11 protein-coding genes are annotated in these 17,114 nt (G+C 69.4%); 6 read left to right on the plus strand and 5 right to left on the minus strand.

Annotated elements, in window-relative coordinates; genetic code table 11:
• Window positions 1-35: 35 nt before the first annotated feature.
• Window positions 36-3,152 (minus strand): bifunctional proline dehydrogenase/L-glutamate gamma-semialdehyde dehydrogenase PutA, encoded by a 3,117-nt coding sequence (putA, locus tag H9L41_RS17835; protein WP_028445294.1) that lies wholly within the window; start codon window positions 3,150-3,152, stop codon window positions 36-38.
• Between the two features lie 259 nt (window positions 3,153-3,411).
• Here putA and H9L41_RS17840 point away from each other — a divergent pair, with 259 nt between their 5' ends.
• The 3 genes from H9L41_RS17840 to H9L41_RS17850 all read left to right on the plus strand — a co-directional run bounded on the left by H9L41_RS17840 (window position 3,412) and on the right by H9L41_RS17850 (window position 6,000).
• Window positions 3,412-3,882, plus strand: coding sequence for an Lrp/AsnC ligand binding domain-containing protein (locus H9L41_RS17840; protein WP_028445295.1), 471 nt, complete (start codon window positions 3,412-3,414; stop codon window positions 3,880-3,882).
• 266 nt (window positions 3,883-4,148) lie between these two features.
• Entirely contained in the window at window positions 4,149-5,720 is a 1,572-nt protein-coding gene (locus tag H9L41_RS17845; RefSeq protein WP_051318817.1) for a methyl-accepting chemotaxis protein, read from the plus strand.
• 85 nt (window positions 5,721-5,805) lie between these two features.
• The gene (locus H9L41_RS17850) at window positions 5,806-6,000 is read left to right on the plus strand and encodes a hypothetical protein (RefSeq protein ID WP_028445296.1); all 195 of its coding nucleotides are present in this window, start codon (window positions 5,806-5,808) and stop codon (window positions 5,998-6,000) included.
• 349 nt (window positions 6,001-6,349) lie between these two features.
• On the opposite strand, the gene H9L41_RS17855 is transcribed toward H9L41_RS17850, so the two are convergent.
• From H9L41_RS17855 to bioB, 4 genes are all read right to left on the minus strand, one after another.
• Window positions 6,350-7,945 (minus strand): carbohydrate-binding module family 20 domain-containing protein, encoded by a 1,596-nt coding sequence (locus tag H9L41_RS17855; RefSeq protein WP_084299966.1) that lies wholly within the window; start codon window positions 7,943-7,945, stop codon window positions 6,350-6,352.
• Window positions 7,946-8,277: 332 nt separating this feature from the next.
• The gene (gene pulA, locus H9L41_RS17860) at window positions 8,278-11,385 is read right to left on the minus strand and encodes a pullulanase-type alpha-1,6-glucosidase (protein ID WP_051318818.1); all 3,108 of its coding nucleotides are present in this window, start codon (window positions 11,383-11,385) and stop codon (window positions 8,278-8,280) included.
• A 375-nt stretch (window positions 11,386-11,760) separates the two neighbouring features.
• A complete protein-coding gene (locus H9L41_RS17865) occupies window positions 11,761-12,531 on the minus strand; it encodes a BPSS1780 family membrane protein (protein ID WP_187523519.1) in 771 nt (256 codons plus the stop codon).
• A gap of 335 nt (window positions 12,532-12,866) precedes the next feature.
• Complete coding sequence (gene bioB / locus H9L41_RS17870; RefSeq protein WP_051318820.1) at window positions 12,867-13,862, minus strand: biotin synthase BioB; 996 nt, start codon at window positions 13,860-13,862, stop codon at window positions 12,867-12,869.
• 496 nt (window positions 13,863-14,358) lie between these two features.
• On the opposite strand from bioB, the gene H9L41_RS17875 reads away from it, so the two are divergent.
• Genes H9L41_RS17875 through H9L41_RS17885 form a run of 3 tightly spaced genes read left to right on the plus strand, consistent with a single transcriptional unit; the run spans window position 14,359 to window position 17,082 of the window.
• Window positions 14,359-14,988 carry a 2-dehydro-3-deoxy-6-phosphogalactonate aldolase gene (locus H9L41_RS17875; RefSeq protein ID WP_028445299.1) on the plus strand — a complete coding sequence of 210 codons (630 nt, stop codon included), beginning with the start codon at window positions 14,359-14,361 and terminating at the stop codon, window positions 14,986-14,988.
• Window positions 14,985-16,133: a galactonate dehydratase gene (gene dgoD / locus H9L41_RS17880; protein ID WP_028445300.1), complete on the plus strand. Its 1,149-nt coding sequence runs from the start codon at window positions 14,985-14,987 to the stop codon at window positions 16,131-16,133. Before H9L41_RS17875 ends, dgoD begins: the two co-directional genes overlap by 4 nt.
• Window positions 16,134-16,173: 40 nt before the next feature.
• Window positions 16,174-17,082 carry a 2-dehydro-3-deoxygalactonokinase gene (locus H9L41_RS17885; RefSeq protein ID WP_028445301.1) on the plus strand — a complete coding sequence of 303 codons (909 nt, stop codon included), beginning with the start codon at window positions 16,174-16,176 and terminating at the stop codon, window positions 17,080-17,082.
• Window positions 17,083-17,114: the final 32 nt, after the last annotated feature.

The raw sequence follows: 17,114 nt of genomic DNA on the forward strand, positions 1-17,114 counted from the left end.
TTTCCATTTCTTATATGTAGTGCTGCTTGGGTACTTCAGGCGCGTTCGGCTTCCCCTCCTGCCATCAGCTTCACATTGCCGCCCACGGCCGCCGTATTGATGGTGACCGTGCGCTCGCAGGCGAAGCGCAGCAGGTAGTGCGGGCCGCCGGCCTTGAAGCCGGTGCCGGAGAGGCCCTCGCCGCCGAATGGCTGCGAGCCCACCACGGCGCCGATCTGGTTGCGGTTGACGTAGAGGTTGCCGACCTTGGCCAGCTTGCGCACCGTCTCCACCGTGCTGTCCAGCCGCGTGTGCACGCCCATGGTCAGGCCGAAGCCGAGCTTGTTGACGCGATGGACCGCGTCCTCCAGGCCGTCGCTCTTGAAGCGGGCGATGTGCAGCACCGGACCGAAGGTCTCGGTCGTCGGCAGCGCGTCGAGCGAAACCTCGAAGGCGTGCGGGGCGAAGAAGCAGCCGTGCTCGAGGCCGGCCGGCACCGGCGTGGTGCCGATCAGGCGCGCGCTCTGGGCCAGCTTGTCGCAATAGGACTGCAGGTCGCGCTGCGACAGCGTGTCGATGGTCGGGCCGACGTCGGTCGCCAGCTGCAGCGGGTCGCCCAGCCGCAGTTCCTTCATGGCCTGGCCGATGCGCTCGATCACCGCGTCGGCGATGTCGTCCTGCACCAGCAGGATGCGCAGCGCCGAGCAGCGCTGGCCGGCCGAGTTGAAGGCGCTCATCAGCACGTCGATGATCAGTTGCTCAACGTGGGCCGAGCTGTCGGCGATCATGGCGTTGAGGCCGCCGGTCTCGGCGATCAGGCTGGCGATGCTCGAATCGCGCGCGGCCAGCGTGCGGTTGATCTTCCAGGCCGCGCCGGTCGAGCCGGTGAAGGCCACGCCGGCCACCCGGCCGTCGCCCAAGAGCTTGTCCGACAGGCCGCCCGATTCGCCCGGCAGGTAGTGCAGCACGTCGCCGGGGATGCCGGCTTCGAGCAGCGCCTCGATGGCGCGCATGCCGATCAGCGGGGTGCGGCGCGAGGGCTTGGCGATCACGGTGTTGCCGGCGGCCAGCGCGGCGGTGATCTGGCCCAGGAAGATGGCCAGCGGGAAATTCCACGGCGCGATGGCGACGAAGGGGCCTCGGCCGGTCAGGCGCAGCTCGTTCGATTCGCCGGTGACGCCCGGCAGCGCGATCGGGCTGCCCATCAGGCGGCGCGCCTCGTGGGCGTAGAAGCGGCAGTAGTCGACCGCCTCGCGCAATTCGCCCAGCGCATCGGGCAGCGTCTTGCCGGCTTCGCGGCTCAGCAGCCAGAGGAATTCGGCCTGGCGTGCCTCGAGCAGGTCGGCGGCCTTGTCCAGCAGCGCGGCGCGGTCTTCGGCGCGGCGGTCGGCCCAGCCGTCCTGGGCGGCGTCGGCCAGGTTCAGCGCGGCCTCGATCGCGGCGGCATCGCTGGCGACCAGGGTGCCGAGCTGGCGACGCGAATCGATCGGGCTGGTGCGCGGCTGGGCAGTGCCGCTGCGGCGCTGGCCGCCGACGATCGGGGCGGCGTGGAACTGCTGGCTTTCCAGCGCTTCGAGCTGGCGGCGCAGCGGGTCGAGCACGAGGGTGTCGGTCATGGCGAATCCTTGGCTGTTGCGGCGCGGCGCGAACACTTCGCTCGGGGCGATCACGCCGGGGGTGACGGGTTGGCGGGCGATGCGTTCGGCCGGGTTGTCGGCGATCGCTTCGAGCGGCACGCGGGTATCGGCCAGTTGGTGGACGAAGGACGAATTGGCGCCGTTTTCCAGCAGGCGCCGCACCAGGTAGGGCAGCAGCGCATGGAAGCGGCCGACCGGCGCGTAGACGCGGCTGGCAATGCCTTCGCGCTGGTTGATCAGCGCGTGCAGCGTCTCGCCCATGCCGTGCAGGCGCTGGATCTCGAACTGCTTGTCGGTGTGCTTGGTGGCCTCGACCAGCCAGGCCAGCGTCTGGGCGTTGTGGCTGGCGAACTGCGGATAGAACACGCCGGCGCCGTAGTCGATCATCTTGCGCGCGCAGGCCATGTAGGCGATGTCGGTATGCGCCTTGCGGGTGTAGACCGGGTAGCCGGCCAGGCCGTTCTGCTGGGCGCGCTTGATCTCGCTGTCCCAGTAGGCGCCCTTGACCAGGCGGATCGGCAGCACGCGGCCGGTGTCGCGGGCCAGGTCGGCCAGCCAGTCGAGCACGAACGGCGCGCGCTTCTGGTAGGCCTGCACCACCAGCCCGAGGCCGCGCCAGTCCTTCAGGCTCGGCTCGCGCAGCAGGCGCTCGTACAGCCACAGCGAGATCTCGAGCCGCTCGCTCTCCTCGGCGTCGATGCTGAACACCAGGTCCGCCTTGGCAGCGGCCTGGGCCAGGTCGAGCAGGCGGCCGTACAGCTCGCTCTGCACGCGGTCGATCTGGCCGAATTCATAGCGCGGGTGGATGGCGGACAGCTTGACCGAGATCGACTGGCGGGCGAAGCCGGTGTTGTTGTCGGTGCGGCGGCCCAGCGCGGCGATCGCCTCGTGGTAGGCGGCGAAGTAAGCCTCGGCGTCGCTATTGGTCAGCGCCGCCTCGCCCAGCATGTCGTAGGAGTAGCGCCAGCGCTTGTCGGCGTTGTCCAGCGCCTGCTCGATGGTCTCGCCGACCACGAAGTTGTTGGCCATCACCTTCATGCCGGCCTTCATGGCGGTACGCAGCACCGGCTCGCCCATCTTGCGCAGCAGGCGGTCGAACCAGTGGCGGCCTTCGCTGGCCTCGATCCAGCCGTCGGTGAACAAGAGCGCGCGGCTGGCGGCGCTGACCAGCCAGGTGGCGGCCTGCGAGCGGCGCCAGTCCTTGTTCTCCAGCAGGTCGCGGATCAGCCGGTCCTGGCAGTCGGTATCGGGGATGCGCAAGAGCGCTTCGGCCAGCGCCATCAGCGCCAGGCCTTCCTCGGTGCCGAGGCCGTAGCTCTGCAGGAAGGCTTCGAAGTGATTCTTGCCGGCGGCCTGGCGCACGCCCTGCGCCAGCGACAGCGCGCGGACGTGGACGGCCTTCTCGGCCGCGTCGCCCAGCCGCGCCTGCGGCAGCAGCGCGTTGACCGCCTCGGCCTCGTCGCGGAACAGGTTGTCGCGGATCGCGGCGAAGCTCGGCAGGCTGGTCGGGAGATCGGGGTAGAGCGGTGTGGTCATCTGTACCTACCTAAGAAATACCCGCCCCCGGATCACGGGTGGCGGGCTCTGGAACAGCCGGCGCCAGGGCGCCTGCCGCGCGTTCCCGCATCTGCGGCTGGCGTGGCGCTTGTGGCGGCCCCGCCCTGCCGCAGCCGCCGGTAGACGGTTGCTGGAACGGGGCGAATCCTACCGGCCTCGCTGCCGAATGTGCTGCTGTTTTGAACCCCCGTAACGGGATAAAATCCGGCCCATCCGAAATCGACCGCATCTTCATCCAGTGAACGACACGATAGACCGAATCGACCGCAAGATCCTGCGCGAGCTGCAGGAAGACGGCCGCATAGCCAATGTAGACCTTGCCCGGCGAATCGGCCTGTCGCCGACCGCCTGCCTCGAGCGGGTCAAGCGGCTGACGCGCGACGGCTACATCCTCGGCTACGGCGCGCGGCTCAATCCGGAGAAGCTCGACGCCGGCCTGCTGGTGTTCGTCGAAGTGCTGCTCGACCGCACCACGGCCGATGTATTCGAACGCTTCAAGCTTGCCGTGCTCGACCGCAGCGAGGTGCAGGAATGCCACATGGTGGCCGGCGGCTTCGACTACCTGGTCAAGGCACGGGTGCGCGACATGAAGGCCTATCGCGACTTCCTCGGCCATACCCTGCTGAGCCTGCCGGGCGTGCGCGAGACGCATACCTACGCGGTGATGGAGGAAGTGAAGGAATCGGGCGCGATCCATATCGCGCCCTGAACGCCAAGCGACCTGGTCAATACCGGTCAGTCAATCGCGTTTGGCCGTAGGAGCGGCTTTAGCCGCGAATGGTCGAGCCTCCGCCCTAGGCGGCCAAAGCCGCTCCTACGGCTGGATACCCGGTGCCGATCGAAGGTACGGGCAACGTCAGCCCACCCTATGCGGGCTCAACGGCTAGGCATGGCGGATGCCTGCTGTCCGGCCGCCTTGCCTTGACCCGGTGGTTTGCCAGACTGAAGCAGCCAAACCCCGACGCCGAGCGAGCCATGCAAACCCCTTCCCTGCGCCGCCGCCTGTTGCTGGCCGGACTCTGCGTCGCGGCGCTGTCGTTCGGCCTGGTCCTGCTCGCCACCTGGCAGATCCGCCAACTGGCCGAGCGGGTCGACGCCAGCCTGGCGCGCGCGCAGCGCGAGACCGAGCAGTTGCTGCTGCTCGAGAATGCCCACGTCCATTTCAAGATCCAGGTGCAGGAGTGGAAGAACATCCTGCTGCGCGGCCACGATCCGGCCGCCTTCGCCCGCTATCGCCGCCAGCTCGACCTCGAGGGCGGCCAGGTGCGCAGCCTCTTGGGCGGCCTGCTCGGGCAGTGGCAGCGCGACGGCCGCGCCACCGCGCCGCTGCAGCAACTGCTCGACGAGCAGGCGCGGGTCGAACAGGCCTACCGCGCGGCGCTGGCGGCGGTGACGCCGGGCGACGCGCAGGCCGGCCAGGCGCTCGATGCGCGCGTCGCCGGCGTCGACCGCGCGCTGACGCAGGCCTTCATCCAGCAGGTGGCGGCCGAGGAGCGGCGCTACGACGCCTCGCAGTCGCGCACCCGCCAGGTCATCGCGCGCGAAGCCGGCGAGGCTTGGCGCGGCTACCTGGCGACGGCGCTCGCGGGCGCCGTGGCCGCCGTCGCGCTGCTGGTCTGGATCGGCCGCTGGCTGATGCGGCTGCTCGGCGGCGAACCGGCCTACGCGGTGGCGGTGGCGCACGCGATCGCCGGCGGCGACCTGAGCCGGCCGGTGGGCCGGCCCGGCCAGCGCCTGGGCCACAGCCTGCTGGGCGCGATGCAGGACATGCAGACCTCGCTGGCCGACCTGCTGCAGGAAATCCGCGGGGCGGCCGACCAGGTGGCCGGGGCGGCCAGCCAGGTCGGCGCGGCCGCTTCGGCGGTCGGCAGCGCCACCGTCGAGCAGGCCGCCAGCCTGGAAGAGACCGGCTCGGCGGTGGCCCAGATCGGCGCCTCGGCCGAGCACAGCGACGATCAGGCCCAGCGCGCCGCGCGCTTCGGCCAGCACACCGCCGAGGTGGCCCAGACCAGCGGCGAGGCGGTGCGCGAAACCACCCAGGCGATCCGCGCGATCGCCGACCACGTCCACGCGATCGACGAGATCGCCTACCAGACCAATATGCTGGCGCTCAACGCCACCATCGAGGCGGCCCGCGCCGGCCAGGCCGGCAAGGGCTTCGCGGTGGTGGCCGGCGAGGTGCGCCGGCTGGCCGAGCACAGCCAGCGCGCGGCGCACGAGATCGGCGGCCTGGCCGAGGAAAGCGTGGCCCATGCCACCCATGCCGGCCAGGTGCTGGCGCGCCTGGTGCCGGAGAGCCACGAGACCGCCGGCCTGATCCGCAGCATCGCCGAGGACACCCGCGAGCAGCGCAACAGCCTGGGCGAGACCCGGGTCGCGCTCGAACAGCTGTCGCAGGGCGCGCAGCAGAACGCCGCCGCCTCCGAGGAGCTGGCCTCGATCGCGCAGCAGCTGACGGCGCGGGCCGAAGACCTGCGCGGCCTGCTGCTGCGCTTCCGGCTCGGGTCCGACGGCGCCGGCGGGCCGCATCCCGGCCGCGGCCGCTGAGCCCGTCGCGGAACCCGGCCGCCGCATCGGCACTCGCACAGGGAGAGGACGGCCGTCCGCCGCCCGCCCGACGAGGAGCGCCATCATGACCGACCCCACCCGCCCCGATCCCGCCCGGCCGACCGGCCTGCCGCCGCACGTGCCCGTGCAGCCGGACAAGAACGACGGCGTCACCGACACGCTCGAGGAGGTCGGCGACGATGCGATCAATTCGGTCGAGGAAAGCGTCGAGGAGCTGTTCGGCGTGGACCGGCCGCCGAAGCCACCGGGCAAGGTCTGAGCATCACGCAGCGCCAAGTGCAGGTAGCCCCTCTCCCGCGCGCGGGAGAGGGGTTGGGGGCGCCCTGCGTAGGGTAAGGATTGGTTCTACGAAGAACACAGCCTGTGAGGCCTGGTTCATCAAACCACAGCCCTCATCCGGCCCTCCGGGCCACCTTCTCCCGTGCACGGGAGAAGGGAACGGCCGCACGCCGCAGTTCAATTCGAAGCCTCGTGGCCTCCCGCATGCGACGGATAAGGCCGAGGCAGTCATCAGCGCCAAGAAAAAACCCCGCGACGGAAACCGCCGCAGGGCCAAGATGCAGAACCGGTTGGCAGGAACCGGAGGGCGCCAGGCCCGCCAGCGCCGTTCAGAACTTGAAGTTGCCGCCGTTCAGCGTGCTGCTGGAACCGCAGGCCGCCGTGGTCGCCTCGCGGTTGCCGCTGGCGGTGGCCTGGTTGCTCTCCCACACGGCCGTGCTGCCGTTCCACTTGACGAACTTGTACTGGATCGCGGTCGACGGCGGCAGGTTGGCGCTGCCGCTCCAGGTGGCGTTGGCGCCCGAGCCCTGGATGGTCAGCGCGAAGCCGCTGGCCGGCGTCCAGTTGCCCAGCGCGGTCTGGTTGCCGACCACGTAGAGGTTCTGGCCCGAGGTGGTCGCCGCGTTGGCGATGCTGAACGTGACCGGCACCGTGCTGCAGCCGCCGCCGGCATTCTTGGTCCAGACCGCGTACTGGTCGCCCGAGGTGCGCAGGGTCCAGCCGCTGCCCGGGTTCCAGTCGGTCGGGCCGATCTTCATCGCCACCTTGCCGTCGACGATGGCGGCGTAGAGGCCGTTCTCGGCGCGCTGGATCGCCACCGCCGAGGTCGAGGTCAGGCCCTGCTCGCGGCGCACGTCGATCAGCGCCTTGATCGGCGCGCGCAGGCTCCAGTCGTAGACGTGCGGGTAGTAGACGCTCGGCACGCCCGGATGGGTCAGCACGTAGGCATAGCCCTGCATCACCTTGCCGCACGGCACCGGCCAGTGGTTCTGGCCCACGCCGCAGCTCTGCGACGGGCCGGTGTCGTGGTTGTCGACGAAGGTCACCATCTTCTGCGCCCACCAGCCGATGCCGCCGGCCGGCTTGCCGCTGCCGTCGCGCAGCCGGCCGTATTCGTTGGCGGAGAGCGCCTGGTTGAGCAGGCCCTTGGTGGTGAAGTCGAAGGCCGCGCACTTGCCGCCGGTGCCGTCGACGTAGTTCATCAGCAGCTGGCGGTGGGCGTCGACGTTGTTGAAGTCGAGGTTGGTCCAGATCTCGCCGACGCAGAAGCCGGGGTTCATCGCATCGTGGTAGAGGCCGGCGTAGCTCGGCGCATAGCCCTTCGAATAGTCGAAGCGGATGCCGCGGAAGCCGACGCCGTAGAGGCGCGACGACAGCCAGGTCTTGATGTCGTTCTGCACCGTGGCCTGGCTGTGGTCGAGGTCGCGCGCGGCGGCATAGCCGTCGCCCGAGTCGGCGTTGCCGCAGCGGCCGCTCCACTCGTCGCCGCTGGTCACCGCCTGGCAGCCCCAGGTCGGGTTGGTGAAATCGGCCCAGTTGGTGCTGCCGACGCGATGGTTGATCACCACGTCGGCCACGCTCTGGATGCCCTGCGCGCTCAGCGCCGAGATCGCGGCGGTCAGTTGGGCTTCGCTGCCGTAGCTCGAATCGAGCTTGTTCAGCTGGCGCGGCAGGTAGCCCTCGGTCGAGGCGGCGTCGGACGGCGGCGGGAACCAGACGTGGGTGATGCCGAGGTCCTTCAGATCGGCGGCGCGGCCTTGCAGCGTGCCGTACCAGCCGCCGGCGGCGGCCGAATTCCAGTGGAAGCCCTGGAACAGGATGGCCGTGCTGGCCTTGGACTGTTCGGTGGCGGCGAGGCCGGGCTGGGCCGCCAGGGCGAGCGAGAGGGCGAGCGCGCAGGCGCTCGGCGTGTGCTTCAGGGTCATGTCGTCACTCCGTAATATGCTTTTTGTGTGTTGCTGGGCTGCTGATGGGGTCGTGCGGTATGCGGCGATCCGGTGATGGCCTCCTTTCAAGGATTCGCAAGTCTTCGATCGAAAATGCGGGAATGAATGCAGGAACGGATCAGCCATGAACATCGGGCCGGGCTGCACTGCAACTCCCTCTCCCCCGGGAGAGGGCCGGGGTGAGGGAGCGGCCGTGGAGCATGCGATGCACTGCATTTCATCCTGAACCGTCGCTCCCTCACCCCAACCCCTCTCCCGGGGGAGAGGGGCTAAAACCACGGCCGCGACTGGCTCCGCGACCCACTGCCGGCTCAAGGCTCCACGAACACCGCCGTGGTCCGCGCCGGCACGCTGAAGCTGCCGGCCCCCGAGTTGTACGCCGCGGTCTTCACCACCGCGTCCGAACCGGCCAGCTGCACCGGATGCAGCGCGAAGGCCTTGCCGCCGGCACCGGCCACGCTGGCCGTATGGGCGACCTTGTCGGCGTTGAACAGCACCACCACCGTCTTGTAGACGCCGCCGGCGTAGCCGTTGCCGTCGAGCTTCATCACGATCAGCCCCGGCGCCTGGCCGGTGCCCGCGTCGGGGAAGCCGACCCGCGCGATGACGTCGGCCGCGGTGCGCAGGCGGAACAGCGGCGTGCTCTTGCGGATCTTCAACAGATCCTGGAAGCCGCTGCGGCTGGCCGCGATGTCGCCCGCCGCCGGCTTGAGCGCGGCGTCGGCCAGCAGCGGCTTCATCACCGCCCAGTTGTCGCCGTTCTTGTCCTGCAGCGGCAGGCCGACCGCCCAGTTGTTGCTCATCCCGCTCCAGTCGATCCGGTTGAACCAGTCGCCCGAGTTGTAGGAATCGCGATCGAGCGACTTGGAGCGCAGCAGGTCGTCGCCGGCATGGAAGAACGGCACGCCCTGCCCCAGCGCCACCAGGCTCAGCCCGACCACCTGCGCGCGAGCGCGGTCGGCGGTGCTGGTGCCGTGCGGCAGCCGGTACTGGCCGATGTCGAACAGCGTCTGGTTGTCGTGCTTGCTGACGTAGCTGATCAGCTCCTGCGGATCGGCGGTGTAGCCCGCCGGCTGGCCGTTGTAGTCGATCTGGCTGCCCTTCTTGCTGGCGCCGCTGTAGTCGGTCAGCACGTAGTCCTTCAGGTTGCCAGCCAAGCCGAGGCGGATCAGGTCCTGCGCCTTGAAGGCCGCCGTGCGCTCGTCGGCCGAGCAGGCGCTGCCGTCGTTCTTGTCGACGCACTGGCCGTTGACGAAGCCCTGGTTCTTCACCAGCGCGTCGCCGCCGTCGAAGGCGCTGCCGCCGCGCGCGGCATCGCGCAGGCGGTCGCTGAACGAGCCGATGCCGCTGCCGGCCAGGTTCAGCTGGGTGGCCTGCTTGAAGCGCGCGTCGTTCTGCACCTCGCCGAAGTTCCAGCCCTCGCCGTACAGGTAGATCTCGCGGCCGGCCGCGGCGTTGACCGCGGTCTGCAGGCGCTGCATCACCGCCAGCGGCTGGTGGCCCATCAGGTCGAAGCGGAAGGCGTCGACACGGTACTGGCTGGCCCACATCGACACCGAGTCGATCATCAGCTTGGCCATCATCGCGTTCTCGGTCGCGGTGTTGGAGCAGCAGGTCGAGTTGGCCACGTTACCGGCGTCGTCGAGCCGCTGGTAGTAGCCGGGCACGATGCGGTCGAGCACCGATTTCGGGTCCTGGCCCGAAGCCGGCGTGTGGTTGTAGACCACGTCCATCACCACCCGCAGGCCCGCCTCGTGCAGCGATTTCACCGCCGAGCGCATCTCCACCGTGCGCACCAGGCCGTCCGGATCGGTGGCGTAGCTGCCCTCGGGCACGCTGTAGTGCAGCGGGTCGTAGCCCCAGTTGAAGGCATCCTGGTCGCGCACCGCGGCGACCGCGGCCTGCTGGCTTTCGGCGTCACCGGCGGCCGAGCCGTCGATGGTCGGCGCCTGCTGCTCGGCGGCGCGCTCGGGGATGGTCGAGATGTCGTTCACCGGCAGCCAGTGCACGTGGGTCAGCCCGGCGGTCTGCAAGGCCTTCAGATGGCTCATGCCGTTGCTGGCGCCGTCGGTGAAGGCCAGGAACTTGCCGCGATGGCCGGCCGGCACGGTGGCGTCGGTGGCCGAGAAGTCGCGCAGGTGCAGCTCGTAGATCGAGATGTCCTCGGGCGCGGCCAGCGCCGGCACCGCGTGCGCGTCCCAGCCGGCCGGCTTGGCGGCCGCGGCGGCGAGGTCGGTCACCAGCGTGCGCGTGCTGTTGGCGGCCAGGCCCAGCGAGTACGGGTCGGTGACCAGGTTGGTCTCGACCTTGTTGCTGGCGCGGGTGAACACCTTGACGCGGTACTGGTAGTACTTGGCGTTGATCCAGCCGGCCTGGCCGGCGGCGCTCCACACGCCGCTGGCGGCGTCCTCGGTCAGCGCCAGCGTGCTGCTCTCGGCGCCGCTCGGGCCGTCGTAGACCAGCAGCTCGACCGACTGCGCGGTCGGCGCCCACAGCCGGAACACCGGCTTGCCGGCCTCGACCGGGCTGCCGAGCACGACGGCGTCGGCGCTGGCGGCGTAGAGGTCGTCGAGCACGCCGGCGGTCTGCACCTGGGTACCGTCGACCACCTGGCCGTTCAGCGTCTGGCTGATCACCAGCTGGCCCTTGAGCAGCGACTTGGCGTTGACGCCGGCCGGCAGCTTGAGCGCGGTGGCGCTCGCGAGCTGCGGGAAGCGCGCCTTGACCGCGTCCGACAGGCCCGAGGTGAGGCTCAGGTCGACCGAGCCGTCGGCGCCAGTAACACCACTGGTGCCGATTTTCATGCCGCCGGCAGCGGCGTAATGCAGCTTGTAGGTAGCATTCGCAGCAGCACCGCGCCAAGCCAACGTGTCGGCCGCTAACCAATAGGCTTTGGCCGAGCTGAGACTCGACAAGCTCTTGTCCGGCTCCGTTGTGTAGATGTTGTCGCAGTCGCCTTCCTTGAGCCAGATCTGCTGACCGCGGCTAGCGATGTCGGCAGCGAAGGTGACGGCCTGGTCCTTGCCGCAGTTCTTGATTGCGTCCTTGCCATCAGCGGTCGGCACGCTGACCAAGAAGTCCATCTTGGCCTTGGCCGGATCGATCTCGATATCGGTGTAGCCGCCGTAGCCGTCGTTCTTGTCGAACAGGAAACGGTTGCCGGGCCAGCCGGTGGACGGCACCTTGGGACCGGACCAGGCATAGACGCCCCAGTCCTTGTAGACGCCGTCCTTGCGCCACAGGTGCACGCGCAGGAAACCGGCCTTGAGATCGCTGGCGGGCGGGGTGCCGCCACCGCCGCCACCGCTGTCGCCACCGCCGCAGGCGGCGAGCAGCAGGCCGGCCATGGCCGCCGCGGCCGCCGCGCGGATGCGCGGGCGCAGCCGAGCCCAGCGGCTCGTGTCGCTATTGGATTTCATCGGTCTTCACTCCGTTGTTGGCCCGCTTGGGAGCCGGATTGTTTTGTGCGACGCAATATGACATTGGGTAGCCGAGGTACCGGAACTACGCGATGCTGGACTGCGTTCAAACATTTGTGACGGAGTGCACCGACGCGGTCAACCGGGCGCTCGAAAATTCCGCGGTCAACCCGGGGGAACCCTAGTGTGGCAGCGCCCGGCGCGCAGGGCGGACCGCTGCGGCGCCGGCCCGAAAGCAAACCGCCGCCCCTCGGGGCGGCGGTTTGGCGACGTAGGAATAATACCGGTACTACGTCATATCGTGCCGCAGCGCAGCACGAAAGCGGCCGGATCAGGCCAGGTAGATGTCGCGGTAGCCGGCGTAGATCGAGGCGATCACCACCGGGACCAGCACCAGCCAGCCGAGGAACAGGGGATGGAGGCGACGATGGCCAGCACGAAGTAGACGATGCCGTAGACCAGGAAGGGCACGATGTTCTTCAGGCAGCCGCGGAAGCTGGACTTCATCGCTTCGACCGGGGTCAGGCCGTGGAACACCACCAGGGCCGGCGCGAACCACAGCGCCATCGCCAGCGGGATCGACAGCGCGACCGCGACCAGCACTACCAGCAAGAGGCCGAAACCCAGCCCGGCGCCGAACACCGCGCCGGCCTGGTTGCCGCCGAGCAGCGCGCCCATGCCGGCGCTGCCGACCACCGCCACGCCGAGGATGCCGGCCACCACCACGATGCCGATCATGCCGATCAGGTAGAACACGCCGACCATCAGCAGCGGGCCGAACTTGTCCTTGAAGCCGGCGAACAGGTGTTCGATCTCGAGATCCTCATCGCTGGCCACCGCGTGGCAGCCGATCATCAGGCCGCCGCCGAACACCGGGTACAAGAGGCTGGTCGCCAGGTTGCCGAGGAAGGGCACCAGGCCGATCACGACCATGATCAGGAACAGGATGATCACGCTGACCACCCAGATGCCGGGCGAACGCTTGAACAGCTCGAAACCGCGACCGAACCAGGACACCGCCTGGCCGACGTCGATCGACTTGCCCTCCGGCACCAGCGTGCCGTCGGCATGGACCGGGTCCTTGTCGAGGGTCGCGAACGGGGACGAATAGGGATTGCCGCCCGCGGGCGTCTGCTCATTGCTCATCGAGATTCTCCGAAATTGATACCAGTTATCTGTCTGGACCCACTCGGGGCAGCGGCAGGCAGGCCGCGGCCCAGGCGGATCGTCCGGCCGCGCGGTGTGCCGCGCGGCGCTGCGCGTATCTTAGGCGAGTCTGGCGCAAAGCAGGTGCCAAATATGCACAGCGCATAGCTCGGCGGCTACGATCGAGGCACGGCGCGGCCGCGCGATGTGGAAAAGCCGGGCGGAACAAGGCGCGAAGGCCCGCGCAGGATGGAGGTGGATCGCCTGGCGATCCCGCCTCTTCCTGCGCGGGCCTTCGCTGCCTGGCGGCCGGAGCGGCCGCCGGGGAGAGCGACCTACAGCGGCCGGATGTCGAGCTTGTCGAACAGCGCGCGGTCGCGGTCGGCTTCCGGATTGCCGGTGGTCAACAGCTTGTCGCCGTAGAAGATCGAGTTGGCGCCGGCCAGGAAGCACAGCGCCTGCACCGCCTCGGGCATCTGCTGGCGGCCGGCCGACAGCCGCACGAAGCTCTTCGGCGCCACGATGCGCGCCACCGCGATGGTGCGGACGAACTCGCTCCAGTCGATGCCCTCGACGTCGGCCAGCGGCGTGCCCTCGACCTTGACCAGGTTGTTGATCGGCACCGATTCGGGCTGCGGATCGAGATTGGCCAGCTGGACCAACAGGCCGGCGCGCTCCTCGCGGCTCTCGCCCATGCCGACGATGCCGCCGCAGCAGACGTTGACGCCGGCCTCGCGCACCTGGCGCAGCGTGTCGAGCCGGTCGTCGTAGCCGCGCGTGCCGACGATGTCGTCGTACTTCTCCGGCGCGGTGTCGAGGTTATGGTTGTAGTAGTCGAGGCCGGCGTCCTTGAGCTGGCCGGCCATGCCTTCCTTGAGCATGCCGAGCGTGGCGCAGGTCTCGAGCCCGAGCGCCTTCACGCCGGCGATCATCTGCTTGACCTGGTCCAGATCGCGCTGCTTGGGGCCGCGCCAGGCGGCGCCCATGCAGAAGCGCGAGGCGCCGGCGGCGCGGGCGGCCTCGGCGGCGGCCAGCACCTCCTCGAGCGGCATCAGTTCCTGGCTGGTCACGCCGGTGTCGTAGCGCACCGACTGCGGGCAATAGCCGCAATCCTCGGGGCAGCCGCCGGTCTTGACCGACAGCAGCGTCGACAGCTGCACCCGGCTCGGGTCGAAGTGCTCGCGGTGCACGGTCTGGGCGCGGAACAGCAGGTCGTTGAACGGCAGCGCGAACAGCGCCTCGACTTCGTCCTGGCTCCAGCGCGCCACCTCGGCGTGCGGCTTGAGCGGCTTGTGGAAAGTGAGGGCGTGCGGGGCGACGGGCTGGTTCATGACGGGCTCGGGGATTTGGAATCTTGTAATGGGCCGAATTCTTCCGGCCACGCCGGGCGCTGTCAAATTCAGGCAATCCCATATTTCGACTGTTGCGCAAATGATGAGCACATCAAAGCGACCGGCCCCGGTGCCGCCCTGCCTGCGCGGGCGGACCTCCGCCCGGGTCTGAAAAAACGATCGTGGCGCGCATGTCGCGCCAACCGGCGACGTCGTCGGCGCGCATCACGGCGTGGCGATGCGCGCCGGCGCGAGATACCTGGCAGCAGGCGGGTATGCGGCCACGACCTATGGCCGCCGCAGCAGGTCCGGCGAGTCTGCGCAGTCTTGAACGTTCGCGGCGAAACTTTCGAAATCAATTCCTTTACTTTTCATATTTCTAAAATTAATGTTTCTAAATCTCATAAATCTTCCGAAAACAAAAATTAACCCTCCTCTACCGCTTCGTTTTGCTACATTTCAACGAACTATCTGGCGTGGAAGGTTTCGAGCACGCATGAACTGGCCTACCCGACTCCCGCTGGTCGCGATCCTGCGCGGCATCCACCTGCACGAAGCGATTACCCATGCGCAGGCCCTGGTCGATGCCGGCTTCGACACGATCGAGATTCCGCTGAATTCGCCCGGTTGGCAGGCCAGCGTCGCCGCTGTCGCCGCCCATTGCGGTGCGCAGGCCCTGATCGGCGGCGGCACGGTGCTGCACGAGGACGACGTCGATGCGCTCGTCGAAGCCGGCGGGCAACTGGCCGTCACCCCGAACACGCGGCCGGCGCTGATCGCGCACGCGGTAGGCCGCGGCCTGCACGTCGCGGCGGGCTTCGCCACGGCCTCCGAAGCCTTCGCCGCGCTCGAGGCCGGTGCCCAGGCGCTGAAGCTGTTTCCGGCCGCCAGCTACGGACCGGGCCACGTGAAAGCGCTGCGCGCGGTGCTGCCGCCGGTGCCGCTGCTCGCGGTCGGCGGCATCACGCCGGCCAACCTGGCCGAGTATCTGCGGGCAGGCTGCACGGGGGCCGGCCTCGGCAGCGATCTCTACCAGCCGGGCCAGGGCGCCGCGCAGACCGCGGCCCGGGCACGCGCCTTCATCGATGCCTTTCTACGGGCACAACGATCGGAACCCGCCGCATGAAGATCACCCGGCTGTCCACCTACCGCGTCGCGCCGCGCTGGATGTTCCTGAAGGTCGAGACCGACGAGGGCATCGTCGGCTGGGGCGAGCCCGTCATCGAGGGGCGGGCCCGCACCGTCGAGGCGGCCGTGCACGAGTTCGCCGACACGCTGGTCGGCCGGGACCCGATGCGCATCAACGACCTGTGGCAGACCATGTACCGCGGCCACTTCTATCGCGGCGGCCCGATCCTGATGAGCGCGATCGCCGGCATCGACCAGGCGCTGTGGGACATCAAGGGCAAGGCGCTCGGCGTGCCGGTCCACGAGCTGCTCGGCGGCAGGGTGCGCGACCGGGTGAAGGTCTATAGCTGGGTCGGCGGCGATCGGCCGGCGGACGTCATCCGCGACATCCGGGCACGCCTGGAACGGGGTTTCGACACGTTCAAGCTGAACGGCTGCGAAGAGCTGGCGATCGTCGACAGCCACCGCGCCATCGATGCCGCGGTGGCCCGCGTCGCCGATATCCGCGCCGAATTCGGCGCCTGGATCGACTTCGGCCTCGACTTCCATGGCCGCGTCAGCGTGCCGATGGCAGCGACATTGCTGCGCGAGCTCGAACCCTACCGTCCGCTGTTCGTCGAGGAGCCGGTGCTGGCCGAGCAGGCCGAGCACTACCCCAGGCTGGCCGCCAAGAGCCATATCCCGCTGGCGGCCGGTGAGCGCATGTATTCGCGCTTCGAATTCAAGCGCGTGCTCGAGGCCGGCGGGCTGGCCATCCTGCAGCCCGACCTGTCGCACGCCGGCGGCATCACCGAGTGCCACAAGATCGCTGCGATGGCCGAGGCCTACGACGTGGCGCTCGCCCCGCACTGCCCGCTCGGGCCGGTCGCGCTGGCCGCCTGCCTGCAGGTGGACCTGGTGAGCTGGAACGCGTTCATCCAGGAGCAGAGCATCGGCATTCACTACAACCGCGGCGGCGAGGTCCTGGACTACGTGCTCAACAAGGACGACTTCGCCATCGAGGACAGTTTCATGGCGCCGCTGCCCAAGCCGGGGCTGGGCGTCGAAATCGACGAGGAGCGCGTGATCCACGAGAGCCGCAAGGCACCCGACTGGCACAACCCGGCCTGGCGGCACATCGACGGCAGCGTCGCCGAGTGGTGATGGATATCGACATGCCGGACATTTCACGCGAGCACGTCCGATGATCGCCGTGGACTGGGGAACGAGCAGTTTTCGGGCTTACCGGCTCGACGAATCCGGTGCGGTGCGCGAGCAGCGTAGCGCCGCCGCCGGGCTGCTGGCCTGCCGGGGCGGCTTCGAGGCGGTGCTCGCGCAGCAGCTCGCCGGCTGGGACGATGCCGGCGTCGTGATGGCCGGCATGATCGGCAGCCGCGGCGGCTGGCTCGAAGTACCGTACCTGGCCTGCCCGGCGGGGGCGCCGGAGATCGCCGCCGGCATGCGCGAGGTGGTCGCGCCGTCGCTGTCCGGGCGTCGCGTCTGGATCGTGCCGGGGCTCGCGCACCAGCCGGCCGCCGCGCCACCCGAAGTGATGCGCGGCGAGGAAACGCAGGTCCTGGGCCTGCTCGGCGATCTGGCCGGCACCGGTCCGCATTGGCTGTGCCTGCCGGGCACGCACGGCAAGTGGGTCTGCGTCGAGGACGGGCGCATCGTCTCGCTGCGCACGGCGATGACCGGTGAGCTGTACGCGTTGCTGCGCCGGCACAGCCTGCTCGCGGCGCTGATGCCGGCGTCCGGTGGCCCGGACGATGCGGACGGCGACGACCCCGCCGCATTCGAGCGCGGCGTCGCGGCGAGCAAGGCCCCCGGCGGACTGGCGCATCAGTTGTTCGGCGTCCGCAGCCAGGGCCTGCTCGGCACGCTGGCCGCCGAGCAAGCGCCGTCCTACCTGTCGGGCCTCTTGATCGGCCACGAGCTGCGCGGCCTGCTGCCGGCGGGAACACGCAGCGTCCAGCTGATCGGCGGCGCGGACCTCGTGCGCCGCTACGCGCTCGCGCTCGCGCTGCTCGGCGTAGCCGCCACCCCGCATGGCGAGGCGCTCGGCGCGCGCGGGCTGCACCTGCTCGCTCGCCTGCGCGGCATCGCGGCCTGACCCCCGATCGCGGCTCGATACCCCGATCGCCC

It is taken from the genome of Chitinimonas koreensis (assembly GCF_014353015.1).
Lineage (GTDB): Bacteria > Pseudomonadota > Gammaproteobacteria > Burkholderiales > Chitinimonadaceae > Chitinimonas > Chitinimonas koreensis.